Annotated in this window: 21 protein-coding genes and 1 riboswitch; of the genes, 12 read left to right on the top strand and 9 right to left on the bottom strand. The window is 66.0% G+C overall.

Annotated elements, in window-relative coordinates; genetic code table 11:
* Nucleotide 1 precedes the first annotated feature (1 nt).
* The 4 genes from C7411_RS27995 (at nt 2) to C7411_RS27980 (ending at nt 3676) form a co-directional block, all read left to right on the top strand.
* Nucleotides 2–334, top strand: coding sequence for a Rieske (2Fe-2S) protein (locus C7411_RS27995; protein WP_110387798.1), 333 nt, complete (start codon nt 2–4; stop codon nt 332–334).
* A gap of 58 nt (nt 335–392) precedes the next feature.
* Complete coding sequence (locus C7411_RS27990; protein ID WP_110387797.1) at nt 393–2024, top strand: 3-(methylthio)propionyl-CoA ligase; 1632 nt, start codon at nt 393–395, stop codon at nt 2022–2024.
* A 96-nt stretch (nt 2025–2120) separates the two neighbouring features.
* Nucleotides 2121–3272, top strand: a complete 1152-nt coding sequence (locus tag C7411_RS27985; RefSeq protein ID WP_110387796.1) for a porin — start codon at nt 2121–2123, stop codon at nt 3270–3272.
* A 35-nt stretch (nt 3273–3307) separates the two neighbouring features.
* A complete protein-coding gene (locus tag C7411_RS27980; protein ID WP_110387795.1) occupies nt 3308–3676 on the top strand; it encodes a BON domain-containing protein in 369 nt (122 codons plus the stop codon).
* Nucleotides 3677–3918: 242 nt separating this feature from the next.
* On the opposite strand, the gene C7411_RS27975 is transcribed toward C7411_RS27980, so the two are convergent.
* Together C7411_RS27975 and C7411_RS27970 are read right to left on the bottom strand one after the other, a co-directional pair.
* A complete protein-coding gene (locus C7411_RS27975) occupies nt 3919–4728 on the bottom strand; it encodes a copper chaperone (protein WP_110387794.1) in 810 nt (269 codons plus the stop codon).
* Nucleotides 4729–4736: 8 nt separating this feature from the next.
* Complete coding sequence (locus C7411_RS27970) at nt 4737–5501, bottom strand: DUF899 domain-containing protein (protein ID WP_110387793.1); 765 nt, start codon at nt 5499–5501, stop codon at nt 4737–4739.
* Between the two features lie 149 nt (nt 5502–5650).
* On the opposite strand from C7411_RS27970, the gene C7411_RS27965 reads away from it, so the two are divergent.
* Together C7411_RS27965 and C7411_RS27960 are read left to right on the top strand one after the other, a co-directional pair.
* Entirely contained in the window at nt 5651–6871 is a 1221-nt protein-coding gene (locus C7411_RS27965; RefSeq protein WP_110387792.1) for a helix-turn-helix domain-containing protein, read from the top strand.
* A 35-nt stretch (nt 6872–6906) separates the two neighbouring features.
* Nucleotides 6907–7548: a Vgb family protein gene (locus tag C7411_RS27960; RefSeq protein ID WP_110387791.1), complete on the top strand. Its 642-nt coding sequence runs from the start codon at nt 6907–6909 to the stop codon at nt 7546–7548.
* Between the two features lie 84 nt (nt 7549–7632).
* Here the strand turns inward: C7411_RS27960 and C7411_RS27955 are convergent, their stop codons facing one another.
* On the bottom strand, nt 7633–9594 hold the full coding sequence (locus C7411_RS27955; protein ID WP_110387883.1) for a TonB-dependent receptor domain-containing protein: 1962 nt from the start codon (nt 9592–9594) through the stop codon (nt 7633–7635).
* A 103-nt stretch (nt 9595–9697) separates the two neighbouring features.
* A riboswitch (cobalamin riboswitch) is annotated at nt 9698–9879 on the bottom strand.
* 67 nt (nt 9880–9946) lie between these two features.
* Nucleotides 9947–11530: an MFS transporter gene (locus C7411_RS27950; protein WP_110387882.1), complete on the bottom strand. Its 1584-nt coding sequence runs from the start codon at nt 11528–11530 to the stop codon at nt 9947–9949.
* A 333-nt stretch (nt 11531–11863) separates the two neighbouring features.
* On the opposite strand from C7411_RS27950, the gene C7411_RS27945 reads away from it, so the two are divergent.
* The 3 genes from C7411_RS27945 to C7411_RS27935 all read left to right on the top strand — a co-directional run bounded on the left by C7411_RS27945 (nt 11864) and on the right by C7411_RS27935 (nt 14311).
* Complete coding sequence (locus C7411_RS27945; protein ID WP_110387790.1) at nt 11864–12259, top strand: DUF305 domain-containing protein; 396 nt, start codon at nt 11864–11866, stop codon at nt 12257–12259.
* Between the two features lie 32 nt (nt 12260–12291).
* The gene (locus tag C7411_RS27940) at nt 12292–13767 is read left to right on the top strand and encodes a YncE family protein (protein WP_110387789.1); all 1476 of its coding nucleotides are present in this window, start codon (nt 12292–12294) and stop codon (nt 13765–13767) included.
* 151 nt (nt 13768–13918) lie between these two features.
* Nucleotides 13919–14311, top strand: coding sequence for a hypothetical protein (locus C7411_RS27935; RefSeq protein WP_110856916.1), 393 nt, complete (start codon nt 13919–13921; stop codon nt 14309–14311).
* Between the two features lie 17 nt (nt 14312–14328).
* Here C7411_RS27935 and C7411_RS27930 read toward each other — a convergent pair whose 3' ends face one another.
* Nucleotides 14329–15240, bottom strand: a complete 912-nt coding sequence (locus C7411_RS27930; RefSeq protein WP_110387787.1) for a CHAD domain-containing protein — start codon at nt 15238–15240, stop codon at nt 14329–14331.
* A gap of 233 nt (nt 15241–15473) precedes the next feature.
* On the opposite strand from C7411_RS27930, the gene C7411_RS27925 reads away from it, so the two are divergent.
* Entirely contained in the window at nt 15474–15842 is a 369-nt protein-coding gene (locus C7411_RS27925; RefSeq protein WP_110387786.1) for an NUDIX hydrolase, read from the top strand.
* Between the two features lie 109 nt (nt 15843–15951).
* Here the strand turns inward: C7411_RS27925 and C7411_RS27920 are convergent, their stop codons facing one another.
* Nucleotides 15952–16419 (bottom strand): hypothetical protein, encoded by a 468-nt coding sequence (locus C7411_RS27920; protein ID WP_110387785.1) that lies wholly within the window; start codon nt 16417–16419, stop codon nt 15952–15954.
* Nucleotides 16420–16649: 230 nt separating this feature from the next.
* Between C7411_RS27920 and pstS the strand changes: the two genes are divergently transcribed.
* On the top strand, nt 16650–17675 hold the full coding sequence (gene pstS / locus C7411_RS27915; protein ID WP_116603296.1) for a phosphate ABC transporter substrate-binding protein PstS: 1026 nt from the start codon (nt 16650–16652) through the stop codon (nt 17673–17675).
* Nucleotides 17676–17807: 132 nt separating this feature from the next.
* Here the strand turns inward: pstS and C7411_RS27910 are convergent, their stop codons facing one another.
* The 3 genes from C7411_RS27910 to C7411_RS27900 all read right to left on the bottom strand — a co-directional run bounded on the left by C7411_RS27910 (nt 17808) and on the right by C7411_RS27900 (nt 24903).
* Nucleotides 17808–18710 (bottom strand): transglutaminase family protein, encoded by a 903-nt coding sequence (locus C7411_RS27910; RefSeq protein WP_110388868.1) that lies wholly within the window; start codon nt 18708–18710, stop codon nt 17808–17810.
* The gene (locus C7411_RS27905; RefSeq protein WP_110388867.1) at nt 18707–21349 is read right to left on the bottom strand and encodes a circularly permuted type 2 ATP-grasp protein; all 2643 of its coding nucleotides are present in this window, start codon (nt 21347–21349) and stop codon (nt 18707–18709) included. Before C7411_RS27905 ends, C7411_RS27910 begins: the two co-directional genes overlap by 4 nt.
* Before the next feature lie 77 nt (nt 21350–21426).
* Nucleotides 21427–24903, bottom strand: a complete 3477-nt coding sequence (locus C7411_RS27900; protein ID WP_110388866.1) for a transglutaminase family protein — start codon at nt 24901–24903, stop codon at nt 21427–21429.
* Nucleotides 24904–25097: 194 nt separating this feature from the next.
* Between C7411_RS27900 and C7411_RS27895 the strand changes: the two genes are divergently transcribed.
* Nucleotides 25098–26171, top strand: coding sequence for a zinc-binding metallopeptidase family protein (locus C7411_RS27895; RefSeq protein ID WP_110388865.1), 1074 nt, complete (start codon nt 25098–25100; stop codon nt 26169–26171).
* Nucleotides 26172–26176 lie beyond the last annotated feature (5 nt).

Below are 26176 nucleotides of genomic sequence, written 5' to 3'. Positions count from 1 at the left end.
AATGACACGTGAAGTTCTGGCCGGCATGGCCGACGAACTTGCGCCGGGGCAGCGCAAGCTGGTTTTCGTCGATGGCCGCAGCATCGTTCTGTTCAATATCGAAGGACAGCTGCACGCGATCGACAATGCGTGCCCCCACAACGGCGCCTCGCTCGCGAGCGGCCCGCTCGAAGGATGCATGGTGCGCTGCCCGGCGCATGGACTGCGCTTCGACGTGCGCAGCGGCTGTATGCCCGGCGCGGCCGGACTGAAGCTCACGACGTTTCCTGTGCGGGCCGTGGAAGGAAAGCTGCTGGTGAGCGTGACGCAGACGCCGGCCTCCCGCCAGGTATAGCCGTGCGGCACCCCGTTCACGAACGTACACGTAAAAGAGTCACTTAGGATAGCAAACCATGCAAGGTCTGATGATGGAGCAGCCGCTCCTGGTTGCTTCGCTGCTCAAGCACGCAGAACGCCATCATGGCGCGCGGGAAATCGTCTCGCGCCGCGTGGAAGGCGACATTCACCGCTACCGCTATCAGGATCTCGCGCAGCGCGCGCGCCGCATGGCGAATGCGCTGTCGAGCCTCGTCATTGCGCCGGGCGAGCGCGTGGCGACGCTGGCATGGAACGGCTACCGCCACATGGAGCTGTACTTTGCGGTATCGGGTTCGGGCGCCGTGCTCCATACGCTGAATCCGCGCCTGCATGCCGACCAGCTCGTGTACATCGTCGAGCATGCGCAGGACCGCGCGATCTTCTTCGATCTCACGTTCCTGCCGCTCATCGAAAGCGTCGCGTCACGCGTGACGACCCCGAAGTTCTTCATCGCCATGACCGATTGCGTGCATATGCCGCACGATCATGGCCTGGGATCGAGACTCCTCTGCTATGAGGACCTGATCGACAGTCACGAGGACGATTTCGAATGGCCGCTGCTCGATGAACGCAGCGCCTCGTCGCTCTGCTATACGTCGGGTACGACCGGCAATCCGAAGGGCGTGCTCTATAGCCACCGCTCGACGCTGCTGCACACTTATGCGGCGGCACTGCCCGATGCGCTGAACTGCTCGGCGCGCGACGCGATCCTGCCAGTGGTGCCGATGTTCCATGTGAATGCGTGGGGCCTGCCGTACATCGCCTGCATGGTGGGTGCGAAGCTCGTGTTTCCGGGTCCGGCACTGGATGGCAAGTCGCTGTTCGAACTGGTCGAGGAAGAGCAGGTCACGGTTTCGGCAGGCGTTCCGACGGTCTGGCAAGGGCTGCTTTCGCACGTCGAATCGGTCGCGGGTTCGTTCTCCTCCATGCGCCGCACGATCATCGGCGGCGCTCCGTGCCCGACCGCGATGACCCAGGCGTTCCAGCAGCGTCATCGCGTCGACGTGCTGCACGCATGGGGCATGACGGAGCTGAGCCCGGTCGGCACGGTTTGCAGTTTCAAGGCGCACCAGACCGGGCTGGCTGAAGACCAGCGCTATGCGCTGCAGGCGAAACAGGGCCGGCCGGTGTTCGGCATCGACATGAAGATCGTCGACGCCGCGGGCAAGGAACTGCCCTGGGACGGCAACGCCGCGGGCGACTTGCAGGTGCGCGGTCACTGGGTCGCGAGCGAATACTTTGGCGGCGACTACGCTTCACCGCTGCAGGATGGCTGGTTCCCGACCGGCGACGTGGCGAAGATCGATGCCGACGGCTTCATGCAGATCGTGGATCGCAGCAAGGACGTGATCAAGTCGGGCGGCGAGTGGATCAGCTCCGCCGACATTGAAAACGTTGCGAGCCTGCATCCCGAAGTCGCGACGGCAGTGTGCATTGCAGCGCGTCACCCCAAGTGGGACGAGCGGCCGCTGCTGCTGATCGTGAAGAAGGCGGGCAGCGCGCTCGAAGCGGACGACCTGCTGACGTTCTTCGACTCCCGCGTGGCGAAGTGGTGGAAGCCCGATGCCGTCCTGTTCGTCGAAACCGTGCCGATCGGCGCGACGGGCAAGGTGCTCAAGAACCAGTTGCGCGATCAATACGGCGACCACTATTTGCGGGCCGGTTAAGTCCCCTGGTCACAGAGTTTCGTTCAGGACATACCCTTTCAGATCACACCAAAAGGCGCCGGGACCACCGGGGAGCCACACACACGGAGAGAGACAATGAAATTGAAGTTCGGCAGCCTGGCAGCGCTGGCCCTGTTCGCCAGCGCGGCTCATGCGCAATCGTCGGTCACGCTTTATGGCGTCGTTGACAGCGGCGTACTGTATCAGAGCACCTCGGCCGCAAATTTTTCTGGCACTGCGAAGAATCTCGGGAGCACCTGGCAGCTCAAGGACGGCGGCATCTACTCCAGCATCTGGGGCTTGCGGGGTACCGAGGACATTGGCGGCGGGTACAAGATCAACTTCAAGCTGCAAGGGTCGTTCACGTCCAATAACGGCAAGACGGGTCTGTCCGACACGCCGGGCGTGACCGCGGTTTTCAACCAGTTTGCGACCATCGGCGGATCGGGCTGGTTCGGCTCGATCGACGCGGGCCGGCAGATCATCCCGATGATCTATGCGATGGCGGACACGGACGTTCGCGGCGCGCAGTATTTCGGCAGTATCCTGACCGCGTGGCTGGGCCTCAATCAGGCGGCCGGCTGGCCCGGCACCAGCACGAACGCGCCGATCGGCGCGCTCTATGACAGCAACGCGATTGTCTATAACTCGCCCAAATTCTATGGTGCGTCGCTCGCGCTGGAGTACGCGCCGGGCGGCACGCCGGGGCAGTTCCAGGGCGGCACGCGCGAGTCGGCCGTGCTCAAGTACTCGAATTACGGCCTGAACCTGGCTGGCGTGTACTACGCCGGGCACGACACCAACCCGTTCCCGGGCAACTATCCGACGGCACCGGCCGCGCCGGCGACGGGCCGCAACAACAACAACTTCTATTACGTCGGCGCGATGTACACGATCAGCGGCTTCTCGATATCCGGCTCGTTCAGCTCGGCGAACTCATCCAGCTTGCTGAGCAAAGCCACGTACAACTTCGAAATGATTTCGGCTGGTCTGGGCTACCAGTTCAGTCCGGCATTCAAGGTAACTTCCGGCTACTACTATTTGAAGGACCGCAACAACACGGCGAATCATTCGAGCGAAGTCGCCGTGGGCGCCGAATACAACCTTTCAAAGGCGACCAGGACCTACGCTCAGGTTGGCTACGTCAGCAACAAGGGGACCATGAACCAGACGATCGTCTACGGTGCGCCGGTCGCGCCGGGCCGGTCGACGACGGCGGCCATGGTCGGTATTCGTCACACGTTCTGATCCTCACACTCTCGAGAAGAAACGGAGCACATTTCATGAAGAGAACCACGGTAGTTGGCCTGGCGATCGCGATGCTGGCGGCGGCTTCCATGAGCGCATGGGCGCAGCCCCAGAGCGACGCGGGCGCGTCTGCGGGCGCTCAGGCGGCCTCGGGTGCCGCGGCGCCGACGGGCAGGCAGACGGATCGCGCGCTGCGTCGCAAGGTGTATTCGGCCATCGGCAAGGATAAGTCGATCAACGCGGGCAACATCAGCGTGCGCGCGAAGTCCGGCGCGGTGACGCTCACCGGTACGGTTTCCGACCCAGCACAGGTCGGTAAAGTCGAAGAGATTGCGAAGGGCGTGCCCGGTGTGACGTCGGTGACGAACAAGCTGACGGTGCAGAAGTCTTTGGGCGGCATGTAAGCCGCCACAAGAGGCGTGGAGCGCGGTGCTGCCGGGCGTTTCCCCGGGTTGCGCCAGGTTGCGCCGGGCTTCGCCCAGCAGCACGGAGGTGGAATCCAGTCGACCTCTTGCTGTTACTCCGGATGACTTACCATCCGGAGCGTCGATCGGGCTCGTGTGCAGGCGCGAGTCCGGAGGCGTGAGTTCGACGTTAGAGTCGGAGCGTTTTATCGCCGTTTCGCGGGTGCGCAACGGCGATCTTTTTATGCAGCCACTGCCCGCACCACCATCACCACACCCACCGCAATCGCCGCCGCTCCAATCCCGCGTGCGACTCTTGCGCCAGCTGGCACCCACCGTTCCGCAGCAATCGCCACGGCGACCAAAGCCATCGCAGGCCGATCCATCACACCGGCGGCCAGCAGTGCCGCCATCAAATTCGCGCAGCAGCACAGGCAATGCTGGCCGAGCTTCAAGCCGTGACGCAGCGCCGCTTGCACATTGAGCCGCGCATGCCCGCAAGACGGCACGTTCCCGCAGCATGCCAGCCACCGCGCTTTCCACGCGGAGAACTGCAGCACGCCCGCGATCACGACGACAACACCCGCCACGGCTGGCGCGGTATGGGCCAGCTCAGGTGCCTCGACCGCTAGCGCGGCAAGTTGCGCTCCCGCCGCGAACACGACCACCCCAACCACGAGCCACACGAAGAAATAGCCCGCCCCAGCCATCGCGGTCATTCCACCCGCGCGCGCCGCGCGCTCATCCCCAACGGCCTCGAAATACCGCCACAAAGCCGGCGCGACCGCAGGCAACATCATCGCGACCATCATCACGTTCCACATGCCGGCAAACGATACGGCGGCGTCGAACCAGGTGCGTCCACACATGGGCGCCCAGAGCGCGGACATCGTCCAGCCGCCGGCCATGGGCGTGCCGCCCATCGCGTCCATCGAAGCGCACCATACGAACGTTGCCGCCGCGCTCGCCGCAAAGACCAGCGACGAAGCGCCGAAGAAAATCGCACGCGGCGCACCGCTATGCCGCCGTACCGTCATGCCGACGTTATCCATGATGCGCCTCAGTTTTCCGCGTATTCATCGTGCCGGTGCCACCAGATGCCGGCCTCGTTGCGTCCCTTGGGTGCGCGGTCGAGCCACTGGTACATGCCCCACACGCCATCCAGGCCGCGCGCATAGGTCGAGTACGTGTGATAGACCACGCCATCCTCGAGCACGAATGCACTCAGGCCCGGACGGTCGCGCGTATAGGTCGCCGCGTCGGTGCCGCAGCTCGCCGCGAACTCCGCAACGGGCGCGGGCGGCGGATTCATGTCCATGGCGTGGCCGCTGCGCGCGTAGTTGTATTCGATGTCGCCCGCGCGCTGCTGCGCAGTGGTGAACGAGACGTTGAAATCGAAGTTGAAGTCGTTGCCGCTCGACGAGGCCCACGGAAAATGCCATCCCATGCGCTTGCGGTAGCCCAGCAGCTTCGCGAGCGGGGCGCGCGACACGGCCATGAGCCGCACGTCGTGATTCGCGAGATGCACGGCGATGCCGTCGAAGCCATCTGCAATCGAGGAACACGACGGACAGCCCGCCGCGTAATCCGGCCCGAACATGAAGTGATAAACCAGCAGTTGCGAGCGCCCCTTGAAAAGATCGGCGAGTGTGGCGCCGCCGTCCTCGGTCTCGAAGCGATAGGTTTTGTCGACACGCACCCACGGCAACGCCTGGCGTTGCTGCGCCAGTGCGTCGCCGCGGCGTGTGTGCTCCTTTTCGGCCGCGAGCAGTTCGATGCGTGCCGCAAGCCAGTCTTCCCGTGTTCCTGTGGTATGAGTTGCCATTGCCTGGTCCTCCTATGGTTTCGCCATCGTGGCGGCATGCTGTGGGCACCGCCGCGCCGTTCGATCGATGCTTCGTTTGATCGCCGTGTTAGATTAGGTCCGGACCCAGAAGGAGGGGGAGTGACAAGTGTGGCGGGATTCCCATGACCATGGATTCGCTGTTCACGGCGGCGGCGCGCTCGCTCGCCGCCGGTGATCCGCTCGGCGCGCTGAACCGGGTCGCGTTGCGCGACGACGCGCCCGCGCTCGCGCTGCGCGGCATCGCCATGGCGCAGCTCGGCGACTTCGCGCGCGCCAAAGCGCTGCTGCGCGGCGCGGCACGCGGCTTCGGCTCGCGCGAGGCCGTAGCGCGCGCGCGCTGTGTCGTCGCCGAGGCCGAAATCGCGCTCGCCTCACGCGATCTCGGCTGGCCGACCGATACGCTCGCTGCGGCGCGGCAAACGCTCGAAGCCCATGGCGACCGCCTCAATGCCGCGCATGCGCGTTACCTGGAAATTCGCCGCTTGCTGCTCATCGGGCGGCTCGACGAGGCCGGGGGCATGCTTGCCGAAGCCGATCCCGCGCCACTGCCGCCCGCATTGCGCGCGGCCCATGAGCTGATCGCCGCCGGCATCGCCATGCGGCGCATTCAGACGCAGGCGGCGCGCCGGGCGCTCTCCGAGGCGGCGCGCGCCGCACGCGAGGCGGGCATCGCAGCGCTGAGCGCCGAAATCGAGAGCGCCGCGCTGCTGTTGACCTCGCCGGCGGCGCGCCTCATCGCGGGCGGTGAAGAGCGGGTGCTGCTACTGGAAGACGTCGAGGCGCTGCTCGCCTCGAAGGCGCTCATCGTGGACGCGTGCCGCTACGTCGCGCGCGAGGGCGCGACCGTCATCGAACTTGCACGGCGCCCCGTGCTGTTCGTGCTCGCCCGCGCGCTCGCGCAGGCGTGGCCCGCCGACATGCCGCGCGACGCGCTCATCGCCCGCGCCTTTCGCACGAAACACGCCGACGAAACGCATCGCGCCCGCCTGCGCGTGGAAATCGGCCGCTTGCGTACGCTGTTGCGCGACGTCGCCGATATCGGCGCGACCCAGCAGGGCTTTGCGCTGGCGCCGCGCAACGCGAGCGAAGTGGTGGTGCTGGCGCGCCCTGTGGAGGAAAAGCACGCTGCCGTGCTGGCCTTTCTCGCCGATGGCGAATCGTGGTCGAGTTCGGCGCTGGCGCTCGCGCTCGGCGCGAGCCAGCGCACCGTGCAGCGTGCGCTCGATTCGCTCGCCGCAGCGGACAAGGTGCAGTCGTTCGGCTACGGCCGCGCGCGCCGCTGGACCACGCCGCCCGTCCCCGGATTCGCGACGACCTTGTTACTCCCCGCGCCGCTGCCGGGCGATTAGGATGAACGCCTGTCCCTTCATCGAAGGAGGAAATCATGAAACGAACGACTGCCGAAATCGTCCGCGAGTACGGCCCTTATCCCGGCATCGACAAGGTGGGTGGCGTCACGTACGACGGCAAGCGGGTGTGGTTCGCCGTGGGCGAGCGCATCGCGTCGCTCGATCCCGAGAGCGGCCAGACGCAGCGTTCGATCGACATCGCGGCGCACGCGGGCACGGCCTTCGACGGCCGGCATCTGTTTCAGATCGCCGAGGACCGCATCCACAAGATCGATCCCGAAACGGGCCGCGTGCTCGCCACGATTCCCGCGCCGGGAGGCGGCGGAGACTCGGGACTCGCGTGGGCGGACGGCACGCTCTGGGTCGGGGTGTATCGCGAGCGCAAGATCCATCAGGTCGATCCGCAGACGGGCGCGATTTTGCGCACGCTCGAATCGAGCCGCTTCGTCACGGGCGTGACGTGGGTGGACGGCGAACTGTGGCACGGCACCTGGGAAGGCGACGAGAGCGACTTGCGGCGTATCGATCCGGGCACGGGCGAAGTGCTGGAACAACTCGACATGCCGCCCGGAACCGCCGTTTCGGGGCTGGAGTCCGATGGCGGCGAGCAGTTTTTCTGCGGCGGCGGCAACAGCGGGAAGATTCGCGCAGTGCGGCGGCCCAGGCGCGAGGATTAGGCGAGCGGGCGCGCAAATCGCCCGGGCGCACCCGCTCGCACGCAACGCTCAGAACGCTCAGAACGCTCAGAACGCTCAGAACGCTCAGAACGTATAGGTAGCCTTGCCGAACGCGGTGCGCCCCAGCGTGTTGTACCCGTAGGCGCTCGCGTATTGCCGGTTGAACACGTTCGCAAGCGTGGCCGAAAGCGCGAGATGCGCATTGACCTTGTACGACGCGCGCAGGCTCACGGTCGTCCACGAAGGCAGGTAGATCGTGTTGAGCTGGTCGTCGAACGTCGAGCCGTTATACAGCAGCGAAACGCCGGTACTGAGCGCGTGGAGCTGGAACTCGTCCCACGTGTGATCCACGCTCAGACTCACTGTCTGGCGCGGGCGGCGATTGAGCCAGGTCTGGTCGGTCACGTCCTGCGGATTCAGAATCCCCACCGTGAGGCTCACCGGCGTGGACTTGCCGAGCGTGCCTTTGTACGAGAGGTCGAGCCCCTGTATGTGCGCGCGGCCCACGTTTACCGGCAGGAAGGTCTGCGAGTTGTAAGTGATGAGGTCGTGCACGCGCGTGTCGTACACGGCTGCCGTGAACGTGCCGTACGACGTGCTCGCATCGAGCGCGGCTTCGACCGAGTCGCTGCGCTCGGGCCGCAAGTCGGGGTTCGAATAGCCCGGATAGTACAAATCGTTGAACGTCGGCAGGCGGAACGCGTTGCCGTACGAAACGCGCGCCGTGTAGTCCGGCGTGATTGCCCACGAGAGCGCGACGTTGCCCGTATTCACCGATTGCCCCTGCACGATCTCGTGCCGCCCCGCCAGAAACAGCGTGACGGGTCCGAGCGTGGTGGACTGATGCATCGACACGGCCGAATCGTTGCGCGCGGGCAGGCCGCCCGGCACATCCACAGGCAGGAACGCCATCTCGCGCGTGTAGTCGTAGGCGAGCTTGGTCTCGCCGTCGAGCGGCATGCCGAAGAGCGTGTGGCCCCTTTCCTGATGCGTGATCGACGTGGACGTGGAAAAACGTGTCGAGTCGATCTCGTCGGTCGGGATCGCCGGGTCGTTCGAATAGAGGAACTGACGGTCCGTCGCGTAGCCCACCGACTGGTCGAACTGCGTGGTCGGCGTGATGTCGAGGTGGAACGCGAGGCCGGTCGTGAGCTGGGTGTCGCGCTGGCGGTCGTTGCCTCCCGCGTTGTCGTAGGAGAGATCGGAGCGGTGGTAGAGCGCGAAGGTCGAGATCGACCAGTTGTCGTGCGCGTAGCCGAGGCGTGCGTCCAGGTTCTGCGCGTGGTACGGGTTGCGGCCGTCTTCGTGGCCGTAGGCCCAGGGCTGCGTCGCGTCGATGCCCGCCGTGTTGTAGTCGTGCAGGCCCAGCGAGTAGGTGAGGCCGCTCAGTGCGCAAAGCGGTCCGGTCGATGGGATCGTGCCCGAGGTGCGCACCTGCGTGTCGAAGGTCTTGTTCGAGCCGCCGCCGAAGGAGACGGTGGTCTGGTTCGGCTGGTTCGACGCATGGCGCGTGAAGAGCTGCACGACGCCGCCCATGGCATCTGCGCCGAACGAGGCCGCCGCGGGGCCCGAGATCACCTCGACGCGGTCGAACGAGGCGGTCGCAAGATCGGCCCATTCTGCCGTGCCCGTGGTGACGGAGCCCACGCGTATGCCGTCGATGAAAACGGCCACCTGGTCAGCCGACGACCCGCGGATACTCACGCCTGTGTACGACCCCGGGCCGCCGGTCTGCGAGACGGTGACGCCCGGCAGCGTGGCAAGCGCCTGCGCGATGCTGGGGTCGGCGGGGGAGACGCGGTCGAGATCCTGGCGCGTGAGCACCTGGGTGGTCGCGTAGCGCTGGTCGAACGATTGCGGCAGATGCTGCGCGTCGCCCACGACGAGGATATTGGGCAGCGCGGCGTCGTCGCCGGCTTGCTGTTGCGCCTGGGTGGGCGATGCGTTCGTGGCATCGGCGGTAGCGCCAGCGGTGGCGGCGGCATGCGCGGTTTGCCACGCACAGGCGAGCGCGGCGGATGTCAATACGAATTGGCGAAACTTCATCATGTGGTGGCTGGAAACAGCTCCTGAAATACGGGCTGTCCGTGCAACGGGCGATCGCCGCGCGGGCGGTGCTTGCGCATTGGGGATCCCCGCCCGCTGCGGCTGCTGGACTCGGCTGATGGCAGGTCTCCTGGCTCGCGGGTCGACATCCGCTGCCGGCCTTCCCGGTTTCCCAGTGGCCTTCTCTGGCATGGACTCGCCGCTGACAGTTGCGGGGGCAGCCGCAGTCTTGCACTGCGTTCCCTTTTGATCCCGTCGCCGGGAACCATCAGCGCGCAAGGGTAATGGCCGCGCATTCGGCGCGTCAACCTTTGCGGGTGGGGTGTGGCGAAATCTCCCTTTCCGCGCCGCTTTACGGCTGCGCCTCGAGATAGCCGACCCGCACGGGCGGCACGAACCACGCGAGACACAGGCCGGCCAGCGCGGCCACGGCAGCGACGATGAGTCCCATGTGGATCGAATCGACGAGCGCGCCGCGCGCCGAGTTCATCATCGCGTCGCCGGCATGGCCGGCGCTCACGAGGCGATTGATCAGCGCGGCCTGGTCGGCGCGGTCCACGAGCAGTTCGGGACTCGCAAACGACTTGAACCACTGCGTGGCCTGATACGAGTCGAGCGAGCGATTCACGCCCATGGTGTAAAGGTGCCCGAGCAGCGCGCCCGTCATTGCCGTGCCCAGCATGCCGCCGAATGTGCGCAGCGATTGCAGCATCGCCGTGGCGGCGCCGAGATGGTCGCGCGAGACGATCTGCTGCGAGCAGACCGTGAGGCTCGTGCCCACGAGGCCCAGCCCCAGGCCGCTCGCGCCCATGCACGCCATCCACACGAGATGTGGCTCGTTGCCGCGCAGGACGACCACCGCGAGGCTCGCGAAAGCGGACAACGCAAAGCCGACGTAGAGGATCGCGTTGGCGCGCCGGATGCGCGTGACCACGCGATTGTTCACGAAACTGCCGACTGTCGTGCCGAGCAGCAGGGGCGTGATCAGCATGCCCGAGGCGCGCGGCGACATCGCATAGCCGCCCTGGAACAGCAGCGGCACATAGAACACGAGCGAGAACAGCGCAAACCCGCCGAGCACCGACATCGCGAAAAGCGGGCCGAGCTTGCGGTCGAGCAGCATGTCCACGGGGATGATCGGATAGCCCATGCGCTTTTCCCAGAAGAAAAGCGTCAACGAACAGACCACCACGATCACGGCCAGCACGATCGTCGAAGTCGTCCAGCCCTGCCTCGGCAATAGCTCGATGGCGAGCTGCAGTGCGCCGAACGTGACGGCGACGACGCAAGCGCCGAGCCAGTCGAGACGCAGCCGCGCGCCATCGTGGGCGCGGTGCAGGTGCGGCAGGAAAGCATGCACGAAGAAGAGCGCCGCCACGCCTACCGGCACGTTGACGAAGAACACGAGGCGCCAGCTTCCGTGCTGCGTCAGCATGCCCCCGAGCGTGGGCCCGACCACGTTCGCAAGGCCGAACGCCGAGGTGACGAACACCAGCCAACGCAGGCGTAGCCGCGGATCGGGGAACAGGTCGGCGACGGTCGCGAACACCGTCCCCATCATGATGCCGCCGCCGATGCCCTGCAGGCCGCGCGCGAGCACGAGGAACAGCATGTTGGTCGCGATTCCGCAGAGCACCGAGGCAAGGGTGAAGAGGAGGATCGCTGCCAGCATGAAGGGCTTGCGGCCGAACAGATCGCCCAGACGGCCGAAGATCGGAATTGTGATGACCGACGCGAGCATGTAGGCGGTCGCGACCCATGCATAAAGCTCGAAGCCCTTGAGCTCCGCGACGATGCGCGGCAGTGCGGTGCCGACGATGGTCTGGTCGAGCGCGATCAGCATCGAAACCGACGCGACGCCGAGCATCGCCAATACCGACTCGCGAAACGGCAACAGTTGCCGTCCTTGATCGTGAAGCCCAATGCTCGTGGCCATGAAGCGCTCCTTGCCGCTGCGGCGCGGCTGATCTGCCATGCGGCGCCCGGCAAAAGATGAACCGGCCGGGTCCGCGCGTGCGACTTTCATGCGTTGTGCAATGATGGTACGCCCGCATATGCGAATGTCACGGGACGAACACGCAACCGACGAAGTTATTCCAACCGGCCCGCGCGAAGCCCGGGGAGTTGGCAAGTGTTTTGCCAACAAGCGTTTGCCAACGTTTTGCGGCGCGTCGATCCACGATTCGAATCTGGTCTGCATGGAGTAAATCGGCGAGTCCGTTGTTTGCCTCTACGTCGAAGGGGATTCGACCCACACGGAGGGGACGTCATGAACGCTGCAATTCGACTCGTTTTGCGGGCAACGGTGAGCGGTGCGGCCGTGCTTTCCATGGCCGGTCTGTGCGCCGCGTCGTCGGGTGACGCGGGATCGTCTCGCGACAGTGAAGAAGCCTCGTTTCTCTCTGAAAACGACGCGGCCATGACGAAGATGATGGCCGGGATGGCGGCGAGGCCCACGGGCGATATCGACCGCGATTTCGTCGCAACGATGATTCCGCACCACCAGGGCGCGATCGACATGGCCAAGGCGGAACTGCGCCATGGACACAACGAACAGCTACGCCGGATCGCCCAGGAGATCGTCGTCGAGCAACAGCAGGAGATCGTTGCCATGCGCCTCGCCGTGCATGACTCGAACACTGCGCCGGCGCCGATGTCCCGCTGACCCACTCGCATCAGGACGCAGGAGACAAAGTCATGAAATCCATCGCCATGCTTGGCGCGGCCTTGAGCGCCGCTGCGCTTGCCGCCGCAACGCTCGCCGAGGCGGGGCAGGTCCCCGGCTCGCTGGCGGCCGCCGATATTCCGGTGAGCCATCGGGACCGCGTTTATTCGTCTGATCAGTTTTCGAACACCGTGTCGATCATCGATCCCGCAGCCAATCGTCTGGTCGGTGTCATCCGTCTCGGCGAACCGGCCCCGGCCAACTTCAGCCCGCTCTATCACGGCCAGTTGCTTGTGCACGGGATGGGCTTTTCGCCCGATCACCGCACATTGGCCATTGTCTCCATCGGCTCGAACTCGGTGACCTTCATCGATACGCAAACCAATGCGGTCAAGCACGTGACCTATGTGGGCCGCTCCCCGCACGAGGCCTTCTTCACGCCCGACGGCAACGAAGTGTGGGTGACCGTGCGCGGCGAGAATTACGTCGATGTGCTCGACGGCAAGACTTTCGAAGAGAAGACGCGCATTGTCGTGCCAGCCGGGCCCGGCATGCAGATCTTCTCGCCCGATGGAAAGTACGGGTATATCTGTTCGTCGTTCAACCCGGAGACCGATGTCGTTTCGATAGCCGATCACAAGATCGTGGCCCGCGTCGCGCAGGCGAGCCCGTTCTGCCCGAACATCGCGGCGACACCGGATGGCCGGCAGGTCTGGTTCACGCTGAAGGACGTGGGCAAGACGCAGGTGTTCGACGCCCGAGCGCCGTTTGCGCTGCTGAAAACGCTCGACACGGGGCCGATCACCAATCATGTGAACATCGTGCAGAACGCCCACGGCATGTTTGCGTACGTGACGGTGGGCGGCCTGAACCAGATCAAGGTGTTCCGGACCGACGACTTTTCGCAGGTGGCGACCATTGCGGTTGGCAGCCTGCCGCACGGCATCTGGCCATCCGGCGACGGCACGCGTGTCTACGTGGGCCTCGAAAACGGCGACGCGATGACGGCAATCGACACGCTGACCAACAAGGTCATCGCCACGGTGCCGGTCGGCCAGGCGCCGCAAGCCGTGGCCTACGTGCCCGACGCCGTGCCGGACGGCGACGGGACGGCCAACACGCAGCCGCTCGGCGCGGCGGGCGAGGCAACGCACGTCATGCTGGTTCCGGTGGGTGGCGCCGAAGCCGGTCATGGCGCTGCGCCCACTTCAGTGGCGTTGTTCGATCAGGGATTGCTGCAGGTGCTGCAGGCTGCAGTAACGGGATTGCAGGCGGGCCAGCCGTACTTCCTCGGCCTTTCGGATCACGCCGACGGCAGCGGCCGCATCGACGTCCTTGCGAGCTTCAGGACCAACCCGGCGGGTTCGGCGATCGTCAACACGCTGGGCCAGATTCGACAGGTCGTCGCGCCCGGCACGCCGGGCGTGACCGACCACCGCAGATATCTCGTGATCGCTCCGAGCGTGGGCGGCTCGCCCGGACCCGCAGTGCAGGTGCAAGCCTTGTGAGAGGCCAGTCATTTCGAATTCCTTAGTAAAAGGCCGGGGGTTCGTGGGCGATACTGTCTGTTTGCCCACGCAATACAGCGCCTGACGCTTGACGCCTGCTTCTGCGGGAAGCTAACTGACGGTGATCGGCAGCCGAAAGCGAGGTGAAGAAATGACAGCTTCCCGCAACCTGGCTAACAGCCAACTTGCAGTCCTTCTCGTGATCTTTCTTGCGCATGTCACGGCCAGCGCTGCGGGCGATCGCGCGGCGCCTACGGCCTCGGCGCGCTTCGAGCCGAGCGAGCTTTCGACAGACTGCGTCGACCGGGAATATCGCGGGAAGAACGCCAAGCTGGGCGTCGACTACACCGACTTGATCAACAACTGCGGTGCGCCGGTCATCATCACGTGGCAGTCGTTCAACAACGGCGCGCCGCAAATGGAGGGCGGGGGAATGGGGCAATCGGAATGCATACCGCCTGGCGGTTCCATTACCACCGCATCGCGCGAGCGGCTCGGCACGGCGAGTGAGAACTTGCCCGTTAGCGTCGTGACCTGCCAGTGATTGCAGGCGGCGCTGGGTCAATCGGAAATGGCTTTCACCTTTCGCGAGGCCAGGTCTATTCGCTGGCACTTTTCTCTTTCTAACCATTGCAGCGACTTCTCGACGACGTCGGCAGGAACCTCGTCGAAACTCGTGTTGCGGATCAGGGTCTCGCTCGCGGCAATGTCGTTGAACTCCCCCAGCGTCTTTTGCACGGCCGTCAGCTCCTTGATGGTTCGCTCGTGCTCGCCTTTGATAACGGGTTGAAAAAACTCGAGCAGATAGCGCAGTTTTTTTCCGGCCTTGCGCACGTCATGGAGATTTTCCTCGTGTCCGGCCTCGCTTCGCGCCGCGCGTCTGCTGCGCTTTCGAAGCGTGCGCTGCGCCATACGGACTCGCCGCCTGGCAAACGCGCGGATCGGAAGATCATTGCAACACGACTGCAGTGTGGTTTGCGCGCGCATCATGGCGTCGTTCAGAAATGCCTCGACGGCGTCGCTCTTGATCATGGTCTGGCTATGCGCCACCGCTTGCGCGCGCTTCTCGCGCGCGGCGCTCACGAGCCGTTCGATGGACGCGTCCGACTTCTGCGCGGTTTTGAGGAGATCGCCGGCGATGTCCCAGTCGCGCGTTCCGCCCGCCACGGCGGCCAGGCGCTTGAATTCTTCGCTGGCGTGCGCGGTGGCTTCCTCGCCGAGCCAGGGCGAGTATGCCCAATACAAGGCACGAAGTTTCCTGAAGGCCACGCGAAGCTGATGAAACGCTTCGGGGTCGACTTCCGTCGCGAGAGATTGTGTTCTTTGCACCACCTCGATGACCACTGGCATGGCCAATGATGAGAAGGTGCTGGCGATGGAGGTCTTGCTGGTAAGTGAGGCACCGCAGCGGTGCCGGTCGATTCTGAAGCGAGTGCGCGGCCGTGGCAGCGGCCAGTCACCGTCCATATCCATTTCAGCCTCGAGTCTGACAAAAAACGGGTTGGCCCAAACCATACCATAGGGGCGCCCGGCAACCCGATCTTTGTGACGATTTGATGAATTGCGCAAATTCTGACAAGTTGACAGCCTTTGCGTTGCCAGCAGGTTGACCTTCTGCTTTTCTGTATTACGATGCTTACCTACGTCAGGCGTTGCTATGCGGATGCATCGAGAAGCGCCCTCCGGGAACGAAGTGGGAGTTCGAGTTGAAGAAACGGGCCACCGTGATCTGTCGTAGAGGCAAGCGAATTCTCCTGGTAGCACGCAGTCAGTCGAAGTGGGCACTGCCGGGCGGCATGTTGAAGCGCGGTGAGCAACTTACGGAGACCGCGCTTCGAGAGCTCAAGGAGGAGACCCGCCTCCTCGGCAAGTCGGCCAGGTACCTGTTCGACATTCGCGGCAAGCAGAAGCACCACCACGTCTTTTCCTGCGAAATACCGAGGCAGGCCAAAGCGCGGCCGAGCAGCGAGATCGCCAGGTGTCGATGGGTCCACCTCGACGACATCCCGCGCCTGATCACGAGCGGCCCCACGAGCGATATCGTGCGGCTGATCAATCAGCGGCGCAGGAAGTAACACCACGGCCCACGCGGCGAGCGATCGAACGCCTACGGCGTTCAATCCGGATGCATCGCCTTCCACTGGCAGACGCCCCAAGCCCATCATCATCAGCGCCTCGCGCGCATCACCCGTTTTCGTCGCCTTTGGCCGGACGGCCCGTCTTGACGGTTTCAAGCGCTTCGATCGCAGCCAGCAGCCGCTTCTGCGGGGCCGCTTCCAGCATTTGAAGACCGGCGCGCAGCAGCTCGCTCTTTCTCACCTCAACGCCGGCTTCCAGGCACTTGCGTTTGAGGAGTGCGATGCGCTGGTAATCCGTCTTGGGCATCGTGAAGCTGTCACGCACGACCTTGTCTTTCTTGACGCGCCTGGCCTTGACCTTTTCGGCGGGGGCGGCTGCAGGAGCCGGCGCCTCTGCAGCGCCGCCAGTGGGTATCGCCGCCGCTTTGGGTACGGCCTTTTTGCGTTTGGCCTTGACCGCCGCTTGCGCTTGCGCGGCGGGCTTTGCTGCTTCGCTTTGCTCTTCCGCGGGGGCCGCGGACTTCGGGAAGTGGAACGCCTTCTTTGTGGCTTTGCGTGTGGTCGCTACAGTCATGTCGATCTCCGGTCTGAAAACGGTATAAATAGTATATACCGTTTATACCGACATTCCGCACGTGCCGCGATCCGCCTTCGAATGTATTCAGGGAGTCCTTGCTAACACGCCCCCTGAATGGTGACGTCGGCATCCATAAGCTCTCTTTTGCGATCGATTGCAGCGTCACCCAATCGTCACATTGCGAACGTAACGTCCAGCGCATCAAGAACGATTTTAAGGAGTACGGGATGAGACTCAGTCTATTTGCGATTGTCATTCTCGCGTTGGGCACGGGCATCGCCCAGGCTGCGGATATCACCGGCGCGGGCAGCACCTTCGCAGCACCGATCTACACGAAATGGGCGGATGCCTATCAAAAGTCGGGCGGCGGCAAGGTGAATTACCAGGGCATTGGTTCGTCGGGCGGCATCAAGCAGATCCAGGCCAGGACTGTCGACTTCGCGGGCTCCGATGCTCCGCTGAAGGACGACCAACTGGCCAAGGACGGCCTGTTCCAGTTCCCGACGGTGGTCGGCGGCGTGGTGCCGGCGATCAACGTGCCGGGTATCAGGGCCGGCGAAATCACGCTGTCGGGCCCGGTGCTCGGCGACATCTACCTCGGCAAGATCAAGAAGTGGAACGATCCGGCCATCGCCGCACTGAACCCGAAGGTCAAACTGCCTGACCTCGACATCGCCGTGGTGCGCCGCGCCGACGGTTCGGGCACCAGCTTCATCTGGACGAACTACCTCTCGAAGGTCAACCCCGAGTGGAAGAGCAAGGTCGGCGAAGGCACGACCGTGAACTGGCCGACGGGCACGGGCGGCAAGGGCAACGACGGCGTCGCCGCCTTCGTGCAGCGTCTGCCGGGCGCGATCGGCTACGTCGAGTGGGCGTACGCCAAGCAGAACCACATGGTCTACGCCGCGATGAAGAACGAAGCGGGCGCAGTTGTTCAGCCGGACACCGAAACGTTCAAGGCAGCCGCCGCCGGCGCGGACTGGAAGAAGTCGTTCTACCAGATCCTCACGAACGAGCCGGGCAAGGACGCATGGCCGGTGGTCGGCGCGACCTTCGTGCTGCTGCACACCGCGCAGGACAAGCCGGACCAGGGCAAGGAAACGCTCAAGTTCTTCGACTGGGCCTTCAAGAACGGCTCGTCCGCCGCCGATAGCCTCGACTACATCTCGCTGCCGGAGTCAGTGGTCAGCGAAATCAAGTCGCAATGGAAGGAGAAGGTCAAGGACGCGAGCGGCAAACCGATCGCGCCGTAACCCGAAATGCCATGCAGGCGCGTGGGTTTCGCGCGCGCCTGCATTCAGCCGCGCTTTTAGTCTTACGTAATGACCCGGCCTCATTCGCCGGCAGGCGTTGCGCCGCTTCGACGCCGGGTCTGGGCGCAGCCTTCAATCTGCGCTCACATGGACCGCCACGTCCACCCGGTGCGCGCCCCCGCCAAGAATGACGCCGCGCAGCAGCGACACGTCGGTGTAATCGCGGCCGATGGCGAGTGTCACGTGGCCCTGGTCGGCGAGCACGTCGTTGGTCGGATCGAGATCGATCCAGCCAGCACACGGGGCAGGCGGCGCCGAAGGCACGTAGAGCGACACCCACGCATGCGAGGCGTCCGCGCCGATCATCGGTTGAGCGCCTTCGGGCGGATCGTTGCGCAGATAGCCGCTCACGTAGCGCGCGGCGAGCCCGATCGAGCGCAGGCAGCCGATCATCACCTGGGCGAAATCCTGACACACGCCATGGCGCAGTTCGAATGCGCGCGCGGCGGGCGTGTCGAACGACGTGGCCGAGGGGCGGTACGCGAAATCGGCGTGGATGCGATGCATCAGATCGATCGCGCCGGCCAGAACGGGGGCGCCGGGCGCGAAACTCTCCAGCGCGTAGGCGCGCAGTTCGGGCAGCAAGGCGATATTCGGCGAGGCGAAGCAGAACTCCGACTCCGCATGGAAAGCGCCGCCCGCCGTGTAACGCAGCGTATGCGCGACGTCTTCCCAGGCTGGCGTGCCGTGAGCGTCGAGCGTCGCGTAGCGCGGCGTGAGCAGCACGTTCGTTTCACTCGTCATCCGCAGGTAGTCGTGCGGCGCGTCGAACGAGAAATAGAGGACCTCGTTGCCGAAGGCGTCGCGGCGGCTCGTCTGATACGACGGCGCGGGTTCGATACGCTCGCGGTGTGCGAGCACGCGCTGCCAGGGAAGGTCGAGCGGGCGGATGGTCGCGAGATGCTGCGCGGTCTCGACGAGCGTCGAATAGCGGTAGGTCGTGCGGTGCGTGACCGCGAGGCGCGTGCCGTTCATGACCAGACCTGCGCGGCGAGCGGCGCGGCGTGGCTGAACCAGCGCGCGCTGATCTCGTTCGACATCGCGGCCATCCGCTCGGCGAGACTGTCGCACAGTGCGGTGAGCGCAGGGTAGCGGCCGTCGCCGCCGGGCTCGCAAATCGCCTCCAGCGTCGGCAGCGCCTCGACGGGCGCGAGTTGCGAAGCGAACGGCTCGCGCTTTGGACCGCGCGCCGCCTCGGCGATTTCGTCGAGCCGCGCGCGCAGCCGCGCATAGACGCCGTACAGGCCGCGAGGATTGGTCGGGTCGGTCACGATCACGTCGAGCAGGGCGGGCACCTCGAGGCGCCCCGGATACAGCGAGCGATACGTGAGCGTGCTGTCGAACAGTTGCAGCAGCACGTCGAAGCCCGCGGGCGTGGCGAGCGTGCGTTCGTGCGCGGCGATGCGGAGGATGGTGGCCATCGCGGCCACGCGTTCGATATGGCGCCCCGCGAACAGCAGGCGCCAGGCTTCGTCGCGGGTCATGCGGTCGCCCTGGCAGCCGCTGATGGCGCTCAATTGCGTGGCGAGCGCATCGAGCGCGCCCATCAGCGCCATGCGGTCGTACGGCGTGGGGCGCCTGAATTCGATCGCCGCTCCTTGACGCGCAGCCGCCGGCACGAGCGAAAGCGCATGAAGCGCATCGCGGAAGTCGTTGCGCGAGGCAAGCACGGTGCGCCAATGGTCGTTCGACAGCCGGCCGCGAATTTCGCCGCATGCGTACGCCTGGCTCGCGAGCGTGCGGCCGATTCCCGTTGCGCCCGCATTTTCGTGCAGATTGGCCACGAGCACGCGCTCGAAGTCGTCGAGGCTGCGCCGGGCTTCGCTGACCGCTGAGGGCACGAGCCCGTTGGCGGCGGCCAGTTCGATGAAGGTGTCGAACAACTCTTCTGCGTCGCTGCCTTCGAGCGAACCGAGAATCAGCCGGCACAGGCGCACGCCATTTTCGGCGCGCTCGCCATAACGCCCCGCCCAGAACAGGTTTTCCGCCGCGCGGCTCGGCACGCGGCGGCGCTCGCGGCGCAGCTCGCCGGGCTTGATCGGGCTCGGCAAGAGCGTGAAGGTCGAACCGGGCTGGCTCGACAGCACCCAGGTATCCACGCTGCTGCCGCCCATCTGCATCGATACGGATTCCTGATGTTCGGCGGCAAGGCGCGTGAAGCCGCCAGGCAGCACACGCCAGCCGCATTCCTGGTCGGCGATTGCGTAGACGCGCAGCACGGCAGGCCGCGCGCCGAGCATGCCCGCACCGGTCTCGTAGCGCGGCGTATAGCTGTAGCGCAGCGGCTGCTGGACCGTGAAGGCGTCGGGCAACTGCTCGATGCGCTCGCGCCAGTCGGCGAGCGTTTGCAGGCCGGCGGCCAGTCCCGGCACCGCGGGCGGCTCGGACGACGCATTCGCCGCGCCCGGCCACGTCGGCACGAGCAGCGCCTCGGGCACCTGCGCGAGCGCATCGCGCCAGGCCGCGTCTTCGCCGCACCACCATGTCGCGATGCCCGGCAGCGCAAGCTCCTCGCCGAGCAGCGCCTGCGCGATGCCGGGCATGAAGCCGTGCAGCGCAGGCGATTCGACGAAGCCCGCGCCGGGCACGTTCGAGACCATCACGTTGCCCGCGCGCATGACCTGCAGCAGGCCCGGCACGCCGATGGTCGAGGCGGCGCGAAGCTCGACCGGGTCGCAGAAGGTATCGTCGAGGCGCCGCAGCACGGCGTGCACGCGCTCCAGGCCGTCGAGCGTTTTCAGGTACAGCATGTCGTCGCGCACTGTGAGGTCCTTACCCTCGACGAGCGTGAGGCCGAGGTAGCGCGCGAGGAACACGTGCTCGAAGTAGGTCTCGCTAAAGGGCCCCGGCGTGAGCAGCACGATATGCGCAGACGCGCCGCTCACGCTGCGCTCGTCGGCGCTCATGATCGCGCGCGCGGCCGCGGCGAGCGTGGCGACGAGCTGCGAATAGGACGGCGCGAGACGGTGCACCCGCAGGGTGCGAAACGGCTCGGCGAAGAGGCTCGAGACGATCAGGCGGTTTTCCAGCAGATAGCCGAGTCCCGAGGGCGCTTCCGCGCGGTGCGAGACGACGGTCCACTGGCCTTCAGGCGCGCGCGCGAGGTCGAGCGCGACGATCTGCAGATACTGGCGGCCGGGCGGCACGAAGCCTTTCACGGCGCGCAGGTAGCCCGGGTGGCCGAACACCAGCGCGGGCGGCAGCAGGCCGCGCGCGAGCAGCGTTTGCGGCCCGTAGATGTCGGCGACGATCTCGTTGAGCAGGCGCGCGCGCTGCGCGGCGCCGCGCTCGATCTGCGCCCATTCGGCCTCGTCGATGATGAACGGCAGCACGTCGAGCGCCCACGGCCGCGGTCCGCCCGGGTCCGCGTAGACGTTATAGGTGATGTCGTTTTCCCGCACCTGGCGCGCGACCGACGCCGCGGCGCCGTCGAATCCCGCCACGCCCGGCTTGCCGAGCAGCCCGAAAAACTGCCGCCACGGCTCGCGCAGCTCGCCTTCTGCCGTTTGCAGTTCGTCCCAGTGCCCGGCGCGCACTGGCAGCGTGCGCAGCGGCGCGTACGCCTCGTCGTCGCCGGCGGAGGAATCGAACGGAAGGGTGGATTGGGTCGGCAAGATCGTGGGTCGTGGCAGCGCGCCTCGTTCGTGAGGCGCGCCTTCGGTTAGGGCTCTTGTCGGGTTATCGGCCGCAATTAGCCGCGGCGTAGATCCAGTGTGAACGGAAATTCGAGGCTGCGCTCGGGCGGCGCCGCTTCCACGGGCCCCGGCGTGTGGCCGGTCGTGAAGAAGCGTGCGCGCCGCCGGCTCTCGGCCTCGTAGGCGTTGACCGGAAACGTCTGATAATTGCGGCCGCCCGGATGCGCAACATGATACTGGCATCCGCCGATCGCGCGCGCGCTCCAGGTGTCGACGATATCGATCGTGAGCGGCGCGTGCACACCGATGGTGGGATGCAGCGACGCCGCCTGCTGCCACGCGCGAAAGCGCACGCCCGCCACGCTCTCGCTCACGCGCCCGGTGGGCTGCAGCGGCAGCGCGCGGCCGTTCACGGTCACGACGTGGCGGCTTTCGTTGATGCCGAGCACGCGCACTTCGAGCCGCTCCACCGACGAATCGACGTAACGCACCGTGGTGCCCGCCCCGCCTTCTTCGCCCATCACGTGCCATGGTTCGAGCGCATGGCGCACCGAAAGCGCGATGCCGCTCGTCTGCAGCTCGCCCACCAGCGGGAAGCGGAATTCGAAGTGCGGCGCGAACCAGGCGGGGTCGAGCGCGAATCCTGCAGCCGACGTTTCGGCGAGCACGTCGTCGAAGTCCATCTGCACGAAGGTCGAGAGCATGAAGCGGTCGTGCAGCTCGGTGCCCCAGCGCGTGAGGCGCTGCGTGTACGGCGTCTTCCAGAAGCGCGCGACGAGCGCGCGCAGCAGCAGTTGCTGCGCGAGGCTCATGCGCGCGTGCGGCGGCATTTCGAAGCCGCGCAGCTCGAGCAGGCCCAGGCGCCCGGTCGGGCCGTCGGGCGAGTAGAGCTTGTCGATGCAGAACTCGGCGCGATGCGTGTTGCCGGTCACGTCGATGAGGATGTTGCGCAGCGTGCGGTCGATGAGCCACGGCGGCACGCGCGGGCCGCCGTCGAACGGGCTTCCGAAGCCACGCAGCAGATCGACCTGACGCTGGATCTCGGCGAACGCGACTTCCAGTTCGTAGACCTGATCGTTGCGCGCTTCGTCCACGCGCGGCGCCTGGCTCGTCGGTCCGATGAAGAGGCCCGAGAACAGATACGACAGCGACGGATGGTTGTGCCAGTAGGCCACGAGGCTCGCGAGCAGGTCGGGGCGGCGCAGGAACGGGCTGTCCGCCGGCGTGGCGCCGCCGAGCACGAGGTGATTGCCGCCGCCTGTGCCCGTGTGGCGGCCGTCGAGCATGAACTTCTCGGTGGAGAGCAGGGTTTCGTGCGCGGCCTGATAGAGGAATTCGGTGCGCTCGACCAGTTCGTCCCAGTTCGACGACGGGTGAATGTTCACCTCGATCACGCCGGGGTCGGGCGTGACCTGGAGCATTTTCAGGCGCGCGTCGCGCGGCGGCGGATAGCCTTCGATCACGACGGGCAGCGCGAGGTCGGCGGCGGTGGCTTCGACGGCGGCCAGCAGGTCGAGATAGTCGTCGAGTTCGGCGAGCGGCGGCATGAAGACGTGCAACTGGCCCTGCGCGCGGCCGAACGATGCGGCTTCGGCTTTCGGCCCTGCGGCGCGCGCCGGGTCGCGTACTTCGACGCACAGTGCCGTGCGGTGGACCCAGGCGGCGGATTCGCCGCGCTCGGGGTAGCGGTTTGCATGGAGTTCGCCGGTGCTGCCCGCGCCTTCCGCGTAGGCGGCGCTTCCCGCGCTTTCCCCAGTCGCCGCCTTCGCAGCTTCGTCGAAGCCCGCCGCGTACTGCATGCGCAACTCGGCCGCGCTGCGCAGCGGCGCCGGCGCAGCGAACGGATCGCGCGCGTGCTGCCACGGGTAGTCGCCCGCCGCGACCCACGGCAGCGAATCGAGCGGCAAGCGATAGCCCATCGGCGAGTCGCCGGGAATCAGGTACATGCGCTCGTCGCGGAAGAACCACGGGCCGCTCATCCAGCGCGGACCCCGCAACCCGGGTTGGCCCGCCGGGGCCCCGCCGCGCTCGCATGCGAGCGGCAGCACGTAGCCGGTCACGGCATCGAGGCCCGCGTCGAACACGCGGCGCAGCCGCGTGCGTTCGAGCTCGTCGTCGAGGCGCGAGTCGAACGGATCGACGTTCACGGGCAGGCGGCGCTCGCGCCACAGGTAATACCAGGTGTCCTCGTAGCCCGCCTGCACGTGCTGGGGATCGACCGCGAGCTTCGCGGCGAGGTGGGCGATGAAGCGCTGCGCATCCTGCGCCGTGTGATGGGTCGGCGAGCGCTCGTCGGCGAAGAGCGCGGGATCGCGCCAGCAGGGCTCGCCGTCCGCGCGCCAAAAGAGCGAAAGCGCCCAGCGCGGCAACTGCTCGCCCGGATACCACTTGCCCTGGCCGATATGCAGAAAGCCCAGCGCGCCATAGTGCGCCCGCAGCTTGTCCATCAGCGCGATGGCGTAGCGGCGCTTGGTCGGGCCGAGCGCGTCGGTGTTCCATTCGGGCGCGTCGCGGTCGCCCGCCGCCACGAAGGTCGGCTCGCCGCCCATCGTGAGGCGCACGTCCTGGCCGGCGAGCGCGGCGTCCACCTGGACACCCATGGCGTGCATATCGGCCCATTGCGCTTCGGTGTAGGGCTTCGTCACGCGCGGCGTTTCGAGTACGCGCGAAATCGACATCGAGTGCGAAAACTCGACTTCGCATTCGTCGAGCGCGCCCGCGATCGGCGCGGCGCTGCCGGGCTCCGGGGTGCATGCCACCGGAATATGGCCTTCGCCCGCGAGCAGGCCCGAGGTCGGATCGAGCCCGATCCAGCCCGCGCCAGGCAGATAGACCTCGCACCAGGCGTGCAGGTCGGTGAAGTCGGCTTCGGCGCCGCGCGGGCCGTCGATTGCCTTGACGTCGGGCGTGAGCTGCAGCAGGTAGCCCGACACGAAGCGCGCCGCCAGGCCGAGCTGACGCAGCGTCTGCACGAGCAGCCAGCCCGTGTCGCGGCACGAGCCGGAGCCTTTTTCCAGCGTCTCCTCGGGCGTCTGCACGCCCGGCTCCATGCGGATCAGGTAGCCGATCTCGCGTTGCAGGCGCTGGTTCAGATCGACGAGGAAGTCGATGGTCACGCGCGGCGTGCGATCGATCGACTCGACGAACGCCGCGAAGCGCGGCGTCGGCTCGCTGTGCGCCAGATACGGCGCAAGCTCCGCGGCCAGCTCCGGCGCGTACACGAACGGAAAGCGCTCGGCGCTCGGTTCCAGAAAAAAGTCGAACGGGTTGTAGACCGCCATTTCCGCGACCAGATCGATGGTGACGCGGAATTCGCGCGTCGGCTCGGGAAACGCGAGCCGCGCCTGATAGTTGGCGAACGGGTCCTGCTGCCAGTTGACGAAATGACCGGCGGGCTCCACGCGCATCGAGTACGAGAGGATGGGCGTGCGGCAGTGCGGCACGGGGCGCAGGCGCACCACGTGAGGCGCGAGGCGCACGAGCCGGTCATAGCGATACTGCGTGACATGGTTTAACGCGACACGGATGGACACACCCGACTCCTCGATCGACGTGGATGGAACGGCGGAAAAGGCGCAAGCGGCGCACGGCGCAGCGCGCCTATGATGCGCATGGCGCGAGTGCAGGATGTGACAGCCGCGGTGACGACAGCGCTCATGCGCGAGCGCGGCACGCCGCGTGCTGCGCGAAGCGCTGCGTCCCGCGCGGCCATCACAGGAATGCGGCCATGAAGACCTTTCATTGCGACCACTGCAATCAGCTGGTGTTTTTCGAGAACGAGCGCTGCGAGCGTTGCGAGGCGCGCCTCGGCTACGTGCCGCACGCAGGCGAGATGCACGCGTTCGAGGATGCGGGCGAGGGCCGCTGGCGCAGCCTGAATCCGCGGGCTCAGGGTGCGCTCTTTCGCCAATGCCACAACTACGCGGTCGAGAACGTCTGCAACGGCATGATCCCGGCCGATTCCGAAGACACGCTGTGCCGCGCCTGCCAGTTCACGCGCACGATCCCCAACCTCTCGCGGCCCGAGAACCGCCTTTACTGGTATCGCCTCGAGACGGCCAAGCGACGCCTGCTCTACACGCTGGGGGCGCTCGGCCTGCCGCTCGTCACGCGCACCGAAGACCCGGAACAGGGCCTGCAATTCGAGTTTCTCGAAGAAACGGGCGATGGCCGGCCGATCATGACGGGCCACGATCACGGCCTCATCACCATGAACATCGCCGAGGCCGACGACGCGCATCGCGAGCGCACGCGCGTGTCGCTGCACGAGCCGTATCGCACCATGCTGGGGCATTTCCGCCACGAGGTCGGCCACTACTATTTCGACCGTCTCATCGCGCAGGAACCGTCGGGGCGCTGGCTCGAACCGTTTCGCCGCCGTTTCGGCGACGAGCGCGCCGACTATGCCCAAGCGCTCGCCGCGCATTACGCCGACGGCCCCGCGCCCGACTGGGCCGCGCGCCACGTGAGCGCGTATGCGTCGGTGCATCCGTTGGAGGACTGGGCCGAGACATGGGCGCATTACCTGCATATCGTCGATACGCTCGACACGGCGACGGCCTGCGGCCTCGCGCTCTTGCCCGACAGCCCCGACGAGCCCACGCTCATCGACCAGACGCCGGTGGACGAGGCGAGCTTCGACAGCCTCATGGCTCGGTGGTTTCCGCTCACTTACGCGCTCAACAGCCTGAACCGCAGCCTCGGCATGCCCGACGGCTATCCGTTCGCGCTGGCGACGCCTGTCATCGACAAGTTGCGCTTCGTTCATCGCGTGATCTCGGCTTCGTCTTTGCGGCCGTGAACGTC

It is taken from the genome of Paraburkholderia silvatlantica, from assembly GCF_003096715.1.
GTDB lineage: Bacteria > Pseudomonadota > Gammaproteobacteria > Burkholderiales > Burkholderiaceae > Paraburkholderia > Paraburkholderia silvatlantica.
Note: the sequence above shows the minus strand (reverse complement) of the source record. Positions and strands in the feature narration are given on the sequence as shown.

Coding starts and splice junctions, on each gene's coding strand:
- C7411_RS27995 (WP_110387798.1), top strand. CDS start 2: ATGACACGTGAAGTTCTGGCCGGCATGGCCGACGAACTTGCGCCGGGG.
- C7411_RS27990 (WP_110387797.1), top strand. CDS start 393: ATGCAAGGTCTGATGATGGAGCAGCCGCTCCTGGTTGCTTCGCTGCTC.
- C7411_RS27985 (WP_110387796.1), top strand. CDS start 2,121: ATGAAATTGAAGTTCGGCAGCCTGGCAGCGCTGGCCCTGTTCGCCAGC.
- C7411_RS27980 (WP_110387795.1), top strand. CDS start 3,308: ATGAAGAGAACCACGGTAGTTGGCCTGGCGATCGCGATGCTGGCGGCG.
- C7411_RS27975 (WP_110387794.1), bottom strand. CDS start 4,728: ATGGATAACGTCGGCATGACGGTACGGCGGCATAGCGGTGCGCCGCGT.
- C7411_RS27970 (WP_110387793.1), bottom strand. CDS start 5,501: ATGGCAACTCATACCACAGGAACACGGGAAGACTGGCTTGCGGCACGC.
- C7411_RS27965 (WP_110387792.1), top strand. CDS start 5,651: ATGGATTCGCTGTTCACGGCGGCGGCGCGCTCGCTCGCCGCCGGTGAT.
- C7411_RS27960 (WP_110387791.1), top strand. CDS start 6,907: ATGAAACGAACGACTGCCGAAATCGTCCGCGAGTACGGCCCTTATCCC.
- C7411_RS27955 (WP_110387883.1), bottom strand. CDS start 9,594: ATGAAGTTTCGCCAATTCGTATTGACATCCGCCGCGCTCGCCTGTGCG.
- C7411_RS27950 (WP_110387882.1), bottom strand. CDS start 11,530: ATGGCCACGAGCATTGGGCTTCACGATCAAGGACGGCAACTGTTGCCG.
- C7411_RS27945 (WP_110387790.1), top strand. CDS start 11,864: ATGAACGCTGCAATTCGACTCGTTTTGCGGGCAACGGTGAGCGGTGCG.
- C7411_RS27940 (WP_110387789.1), top strand. CDS start 12,292: ATGAAATCCATCGCCATGCTTGGCGCGGCCTTGAGCGCCGCTGCGCTT.
- C7411_RS27935 (WP_110856916.1), top strand. CDS start 13,919: ATGACAGCTTCCCGCAACCTGGCTAACAGCCAACTTGCAGTCCTTCTC.
- C7411_RS27930 (WP_110387787.1), bottom strand. CDS start 15,240: ATGGATATGGACGGTGACTGGCCGCTGCCACGGCCGCGCACTCGCTTC.
- C7411_RS27920 (WP_110387785.1), bottom strand. CDS start 16,419: ATGACTGTAGCGACCACACGCAAAGCCACAAAGAAGGCGTTCCACTTC.
- pstS (WP_116603296.1), top strand. CDS start 16,650: ATGAGACTCAGTCTATTTGCGATTGTCATTCTCGCGTTGGGCACGGGC.
- C7411_RS27910 (WP_110388868.1), bottom strand. CDS start 18,710: ATGAACGGCACGCGCCTCGCGGTCACGCACCGCACGACCTACCGCTAT.
- C7411_RS27895 (WP_110388865.1), top strand. CDS start 25,098: ATGAAGACCTTTCATTGCGACCACTGCAATCAGCTGGTGTTTTTCGAG.